The 6,586-nt window shown below is 45.3% G+C and carries 7 protein-coding genes; 4 read left to right on the top strand and 3 right to left on the bottom strand.

What is annotated here, in order from left to right; genetic code table 11:
- Nucleotides 1-318: 318 nt before the first annotated feature.
- Nucleotides 319-1,125, bottom strand: a complete 807-nt coding sequence (locus ACQ4M5_RS41440; RefSeq protein ID WP_430681642.1) for an SDR family oxidoreductase — start codon at nucleotides 1,123-1,125, stop codon at nucleotides 319-321.
- Nucleotides 1,126-1,153: 28 nt separating this feature from the next.
- Between ACQ4M5_RS41440 and ACQ4M5_RS41445 the strand changes: the two genes are divergently transcribed.
- The 3 genes from ACQ4M5_RS41445 (at nucleotide 1,154) to ACQ4M5_RS41455 (ending at nucleotide 4,048) form a co-directional block, all read left to right on the top strand.
- Nucleotides 1,154-1,408, top strand: coding sequence for a glutaredoxin family protein (locus ACQ4M5_RS41445; protein ID WP_430681643.1), 255 nt, complete (start codon nucleotides 1,154-1,156; stop codon nucleotides 1,406-1,408).
- Nucleotides 1,409-1,444: 36 nt separating this feature from the next.
- Nucleotides 1,445-2,950 carry a UDP-N-acetylmuramoyl-L-alanyl-D-glutamate--2,6-diaminopimelate ligase gene (locus ACQ4M5_RS41450; protein ID WP_430681644.1) on the top strand — a complete coding sequence of 502 codons (1,506 nt, stop codon included), beginning with the start codon at nucleotides 1,445-1,447 and terminating at the stop codon, nucleotides 2,948-2,950.
- A gap of 72 nt (nucleotides 2,951-3,022) precedes the next feature.
- Nucleotides 3,023-4,048 carry an ABC transporter permease gene (locus ACQ4M5_RS41455; RefSeq protein ID WP_430681645.1) on the top strand — a complete coding sequence of 342 codons (1,026 nt, stop codon included), beginning with the start codon at nucleotides 3,023-3,025 and terminating at the stop codon, nucleotides 4,046-4,048.
- Here the strand turns inward: ACQ4M5_RS41455 and ACQ4M5_RS41460 are convergent.
- The gene (locus ACQ4M5_RS41460) at nucleotides 4,045-4,662 is read right to left on the bottom strand and encodes a hypothetical protein (protein WP_430681646.1); all 618 of its coding nucleotides are present in this window, start codon (nucleotides 4,660-4,662) and stop codon (nucleotides 4,045-4,047) included. The genes ACQ4M5_RS41455 and ACQ4M5_RS41460 overlap by 4 nt on opposite strands.
- Nucleotides 4,663-5,037: 375 nt before the next feature.
- Here ACQ4M5_RS41460 and ACQ4M5_RS41465 point away from each other — a divergent pair, with 375 nt between their 5' ends.
- Entirely contained in the window at nucleotides 5,038-5,262 is a 225-nt protein-coding gene (locus ACQ4M5_RS41465) for a hypothetical protein (protein ID WP_430681647.1), read from the top strand.
- Nucleotides 5,263-5,411: 149 nt separating this feature from the next.
- Here the strand turns inward: ACQ4M5_RS41465 and ACQ4M5_RS41470 are convergent, their stop codons facing one another.
- On the bottom strand, nucleotides 5,412-6,404 hold the full coding sequence (locus ACQ4M5_RS41470; RefSeq protein WP_430681648.1) for a hypothetical protein: 993 nt from the start codon (nucleotides 6,402-6,404) through the stop codon (nucleotides 5,412-5,414).
- Nucleotides 6,405-6,586: the final 182 nt, after the last annotated feature.

The following is a 6,586-nucleotide window of genomic DNA, read 5'->3' on the forward strand; positions in this document are numbered from 1 at the left end:
GTCGTCGGTAATTGCATAAATCGCTATAATTTCGTCAAGCATTTTTCTTCTCTTCGAGGGTCAACATCTTGAAGAGATTTTATTGGCTTTGCTCCCTGACCGCTTCTAACTAGCAACTTGGGTTAATTAGTAGATTGTGTAATTAGGCGCTTCGTTTGTAGCATTCTCAGCCCCCTAAATCCCCCACGAGTGGGGGACTTTGAAGGTGAGAAGTGCTTTAGGGTTCTAGAAATTTTTCTTCCTCAAAGTCCCCCAGAATGGGGGATTTAGGGGGCACAAGCCGACTGCAACGAAGCGAAACGATAGCAAATCGTTAAACTAACGAGTCATTCCATTACGAATAATGGTGCTGAATACATTGTCAGGCAGTACTTTTCTTAAAGTCAGAAAAACACTTCCCAGTCGATCGCAGGAATAACGCAATTGATTCGAGTTGTCGATCGCAGCTTTGTAAATCGTTTGGGCGACGACTTCCGCAGGTTCGCCTTGTTCACCCGCTCGTTTGAGATTCGATAAGACTCGATTCACGAATTCGTCATAGTCGGTAATTTCAGATTTGGCGATATCGGGAGAACGATCGTAGAAATCGGTTTTAATTGGACCGGGTTCAATGATTTTGACGCGGATATTGAACGGCTCTAATTCGTACTGAAGCCCTTCAGAAAAGCCTTCTACCGCCCATTTGGTTGAGTTGTACAGCGTGTAAGTTGGAAACGCCATTCGACCCCCGATCGAGGCAATGTTGATAATCGTGCCCGATCGACGTTCTCGGAAATGCGGCAAAATCGCTTGTGTCATTTCCATCAAGCCAAACACATTGGTATCGAACTGTTTGCGGATTTGTTCCGGTGAGCAATTCTCGAATGCGCCGAGTAACGCATAGCCCGCATTATTCACCAAAACATCAATCTCGCCAAATTGCGCCAAAGACTGAGCGATCGCAGTTTTGATCGACTCTGAATCGGTCACATCTAACTTCAGCGGATGAATATTTCCGGTAATCCAATCGGCTTTTTCGGGCGATCGCATCGTGGCAATGACTGTCCAGCCTTTTTGGGCAAATAAGAGCGCGGTCGATCGACCAATTCCCGTCGATGCGCCTGTAATTAGAACCGTTTTCGTCATAAGATTCGGGGATGATTTGGCTTAAATAATGCGCTTAATTCTGTACAGTAAACCCGGATGCCATTTGTGTGAAGGGCTGCAAGAAAAATTAGAGCAGATTCACACGATTCCGTTTGATTTAGAAATCCGAGATATCACCACGAACGATCAATGGTTTGAAAAATATCAGTATGAGATTCCAGTTTTATACCTCGAAGATCGAATGCTGCCCCGTCCTTCTCCTCGATCGACGGTGCAACAATTGGAATCTATGTTACAGAAATATATGTCATCAAACGCTTAAAAAGTAGGCGACACCCGATCGGGCAAGGAGTTATCGATGCAGCTTAAAGAATTATTGGCAAAGCTTCCTGATGTCGGAGAGATTCCTGATCATCCCGCGCTGAATGCTGAAGTGAAGGGATTAACCACGAATTCACTGTCTTGTCAGCCTGGAGATCTGTTTATCGGGATGCCGGGTACACGGGTTGATGGTGGCGATTTTTGGCAAGGTGCGATTTCAAGCGGTGCGATCGCAGCCATTGTGTCTCCTCAAGCGGCGAGTCGAGCAATGGGCGATCCTGCGTTTCAATCGGATCAGCCACCGCTTGTGATTCCAGCGATCGATATGGCTCAAGTCTGTTCACAGTTAGCGACTGCATTCTATGATTTCCCGGCTCAAAAGTTGAAATTAGTTGGGGTCACAGGTACGAATGGCAAGACGACGACGACGCATTTGATCGAATATTTGTTAGAGCGATCGCAGAAAAATACGGCTCTGCTCGGAACGCTTTACACTCGTTGGAAAGGCTTTCAACAAACGGCATTACATACCACTCCGTTTCCGGTGGAATTGCAGCATCAGTTGAAATCCGCGATCGGTGCAGGTTGCGAATTTGCGGTGATGGAAGTGAGTTCGCACGCACTGGCTCAAGGTCGCGTTTTGGGCTGCGAATTTGAAGTATCAGTGTTTACGAATTTGACCCAAGATCATCTCGATTTTCATCGCGACATGGATGATTACTTCGCGGCAAAATCGCTGTTGTTCAGTTCGGATTATTTGAAAGGTCGAGCCATTGTGAATCTTGATGATTCATATGGGCAGAAATTAGTCGATCGACTCGATCGCGCTTCCGTTTGGACTTACAGCACCCAACAACAAGCTGATCTTTGGACAAGTGATTTGAACTATGAATCAGATGGCGTGAGTGGAACATTGCACACCCCAATGGGTGATGCTGCTTTCAAATCGCCGTTAGTCGGACAGTTCAATCTGGCGAATCTACTAGCAGCAGTAGGCGCAGGATTGCAGCTTGGGCTGGAATTAAATGCGATCGTTGAAGCGCTTCCTGGATTTACTGGAGTTCCTGGACGAATGGAACAAGTGCAAATCAAATCCGACCAAGACATCAGTGTGATTGTGGACTATGCTCACACGCCTGATAGTTTGGAGAATATGTTGAAAGCTTCTCGTCCGTTTATTCCAGGACAAATGATTTGTGTGTTCGGATGTGGCGGAGATCGCGATCGTACTAAGCGTCCGAAGATGGGGAACATTGCGGCGACGTTAGCGGATCAAGTGATTGTGACTTCTGACAATCCCAGAACTGAAGACCCACAGCGGATTTTAGAAGATGTGGTTGCTGGAATTCCAAGTGAAGTGAATCCGACTGTAATTGCCGATCGTGCAACTGCAATTAGAACTGCAATTTTGCAAGCGAAATCAGGTGATGGAGTATTAATTGCTGGAAAAGGACACGAAGACTATCAGATTTTAGGAACAGAAAAAATTCATTTTGACGATCGAGAACAAGCGCGGGCAGCGTTAGTCGATCGACTTGGTTAAATCAATCCAAGATAGAGGCGATCTGGCAGGTTGTCTCTATCAGGTCACTCTTTTTCAATTGGTCAAAAATTCATGTCTCGATCGAGCGCGTTACGCTACTATGTTTTTTCCCGATTGTTGTTAGCGCCATTAATGTTATGGCTAATAACAACGATCGTTTTTTTCCTACTTCGTGCAACTCCCGGCGATCCAGTCGATGCCCTTCTCGGTCCAAGAGCGCCCCAAGCCGCAAAAGACGCACTCCGAGAACGATTGGGATTGAATAAATCTCTCTTCTTCCAGTACTTAGACTACATCGGCTCATTGTTCCGATTTGATCTCGGACAATCTTTAACGGCTGATGATCAATCCGTTTGGCAAATCATTGGCGATTTCTTTCCTGCAACGGTTGAACTCACGATCGTATCTTTAGCGATCGCATTAGTCGTCGGTATCACGGTCGGTGCAATCTCCGCTTCTCGTCCCAATACCGCGATCGATGCCAGCGGCAGACTCTTCGGAATCATTACTTATTCCATTCCAATGTTTTGGTTCGGGATGGTGTTGCAGCTTATTTTTGCAGTCGGCTTGAAATGGTTTCCGCTCGGTACAAGGTTTCCAGTTACGATCGCACCTCCAAACCAAATCACCGGACTATATATTCTCGATAGTCTCCTCAGCGGCAATCTCAGTCAATTTTTCACAGCACTTTACTATCTCGCACTCCCCTCCATCACACTAGGCGTGTTGATCAGCGGCATTTTCGAGCGTATTGTCCGAGTCAACCTTAGACAAACTCTGCAATCCGAATACGTCGAAGCCGCCCGCGCACGAGGAATCCCAGAATCGAAAATCCTGATCAATCATGCCTTGAAGAATGCCATGATTCCAGTCATTACAATTCTGGGTCTCACTTTAGCTGCATTGTTAGGAGGAGCCATTCTCACCGAGGTAACATTCTCGTGGCCCGGACTCGCCAACCGACTGTATCGAGCGATCGGACAACGAGACTATCCCACTGTTCAAGGCATCGTCGTATTCTTCGCGGCGATTGTTGCGATCGCAAGTATCGCGATCGACATTATCAACGCCTACATCGATCCTCGAATCCGCTACTAGCGAGGCGTACAAGCAACAGGCAACGGTGCAGAAGCTTGCGGAGAACTCAAGTTATAAGCAGCGGGATAAGACGAATTGCTCTGACGCGCTTGAGCGATGTTTAAATTCAGTTTTGCTTCATGTCCAGAAGTTCCCGCAGGTCCATTGTCCCGATATGCGATCGCAGCACTCGGATTGTTGGCATCAAATTGACGAGTTGGGATGATAGCTTGCGTCCTTGAACCTCGACCTACGTTGTAAGCCGCAGCATAGTTGTTTCGTTGCGCTTCAACTGCATTCAAGTTCAGTTTTGCTTCATGTCCAGAAGTTCCCGCAGGTCCATTTGCACGAAACGCGATCGCTGCACTCCGATTGTTTGCATCAAATTGACGATTCGGAGTCACGCTTTGTCGGTTGTTGGTGTCGATCGGTCCGCCAACTCCACCTGTAACGAAAGCGCAATTGTCCGTTGTCTGAACTTGAGGATTCACGCGATTGATGTCGCCATTGTTGACCACGCCTTGGGTCGGAACAGCTTGAGCAAATGCAGGGAGTGTCATTAATGCAGCCGCGCCAGATGCGCTCAGAACAGCTAAAGCCCGTTGTGCGAAGTTCATAGAATTCGGAGTATTCATCGGTTTCCTCAAAAGAACTAGGGTGTTAATAACGTTAGAAAATTTGTGTTTTCCTATACGCTTTAACAGTAGGAAGAAAACTCGATCGCGTTCTCTGTCTTTCGAGGTTAATGCCGCTCTGTCAACAGTAGGAACCCATTTGAAGATCATGATTGCTGACAGAATTCGCTGATTTTAGCATAGCACTGCGATCTCGGTTCTTTCTGATAAGAAGAACGATCGCGAATTTGCAAAAGTGAAGGAGTTATCGATCGTCAATAGGTAGCGCTTATTTCCGTAGCCATGCGATGAGGAGAGCGATCGCATAGAGGAATCAATGTGATTTGAGGAGCTTTAGATTCTAGAATTAAGCTACTCTCACTCATCGCCTCTGCAATGGAAGTTCTTAAATTCACGACGACGATCGACGAGTCTGGAAACTTGCGCTTGGATATTCCGACAGCACTATCGTCTGGGCAAGTGGACATTGTGGTGATTCTCAATCCAAGTTCGTCTGAGTCTGGACAGAAGACCACTTATGACTTTTCGGATTTGGCGGGACAGTTAGAGTGGCAAGGTGATGCAGTGTCAATGCAAAGGACGCTGCGGGATGAGTGGTAATCGTGATTTGTTCGATACTGCGATCGCAATTCAGAATTTAGCGAGTCTAGTTACTGGCGATCGAGAGTTTGCAAAAGTGAAGGAGTTAACGATCGTAACTTGGTAGCGATCTCGCTTATTTCCGTAACCATGAGAAGAGCGATCGTTCTTCACCGTTCCAACTGAGCAAAGTGGTCTTGCAAGAGTTTGTGAATAAAGCGATAGCGACCGCCAATCTTCTGGAGAAACATTCGCTCTGTGGCGTAGTTGAGGAAGCGGGCGTAGTTCCAGGGAATGGAATTATTGAAGAAGAGAATGCAGCGAAGACAAAAGTGATCAACACAAGCTAGTGCGTCGCCTACTAATGCTCCCGTAACTAAACCCATGTAAGCGCCTTGTATTAGACCAGCAATGACACTATATTGCAATTTGCTAAACGTAATGCCGAACCAATTAATAATCTCTTTGCTCTGCTCAAATGGCAAAGATAAACCTGATAAAGAGTACATATAATTAAGAAAACCATAAGAAAGTGAAAACAATAGACTAAAGGACAATGCAAAAAATACAACATTGCTGAGACAAATATACATTCTTTGATTCGGAAAATAAGTCATTTCTAACTGTTGACCTCTAAATCCATACTGCAAAGAGTGCAAGAAAGTTGTGAGTAACAGCATACTGCCAAATACTACACCGAAGAAAACGCGAATTAGGATATTCTCGCTCATTCCAAAAAGCTGTCCAAACATTGTACATAGAGATATGAAGGCAGCGTAAATAGCCAGAAGTATTTGAAAGCTCTTAGCTTTTTTTATGAAACTAAAATAATCCTTAAGGTTACTCCAACTCCATGAAATTCTTTCAGTTAAATATATCTCTCCACCTCCAATTTTGAGCTTCTCTGCAAAAAATAACCATAAAAATGGAGCAAAAATTGTAATGCTGAGAAGTCTTAGCCAATGTTTGTTTAGCTCTATTGAATTGTATAGAACAACTACTGTCGTTAAAACCATTAGACTAGATACAACGCCAAAAATTCCTCCAGTAATGAGCCTAGCAAAGAATTCATACTGCTTTCTGCCTTTGCTCCTAAGCCAGTGAGGTTGTATTTCCTCAATTAAAAATTCTACTTGGAATTTTCGTTCAAGTTGCTGTGCCAAAATTCCTAACCATTGCTGCGTCTGCTGTGCAGTAGGTTCTTCTTTGACAATGTAGGCTTAGTGATGTAGAAAACTTTTTGCAGTCTCAAGATGAGAATGTAGTGATTTTAGAGAACTGAATGCGCCGCTCTAAACGAACACGTTTACTTTCGGAGGCACAAGCGGCAGGCGGACTACGACGT

Source organism: Leptolyngbya sp. AN10, from assembly GCF_050565645.1.
In the GTDB taxonomy this organism is placed as follows: Bacteria; Cyanobacteriota; Cyanobacteriia; order Leptolyngbyales; family Leptolyngbyaceae; genus Leptolyngbya.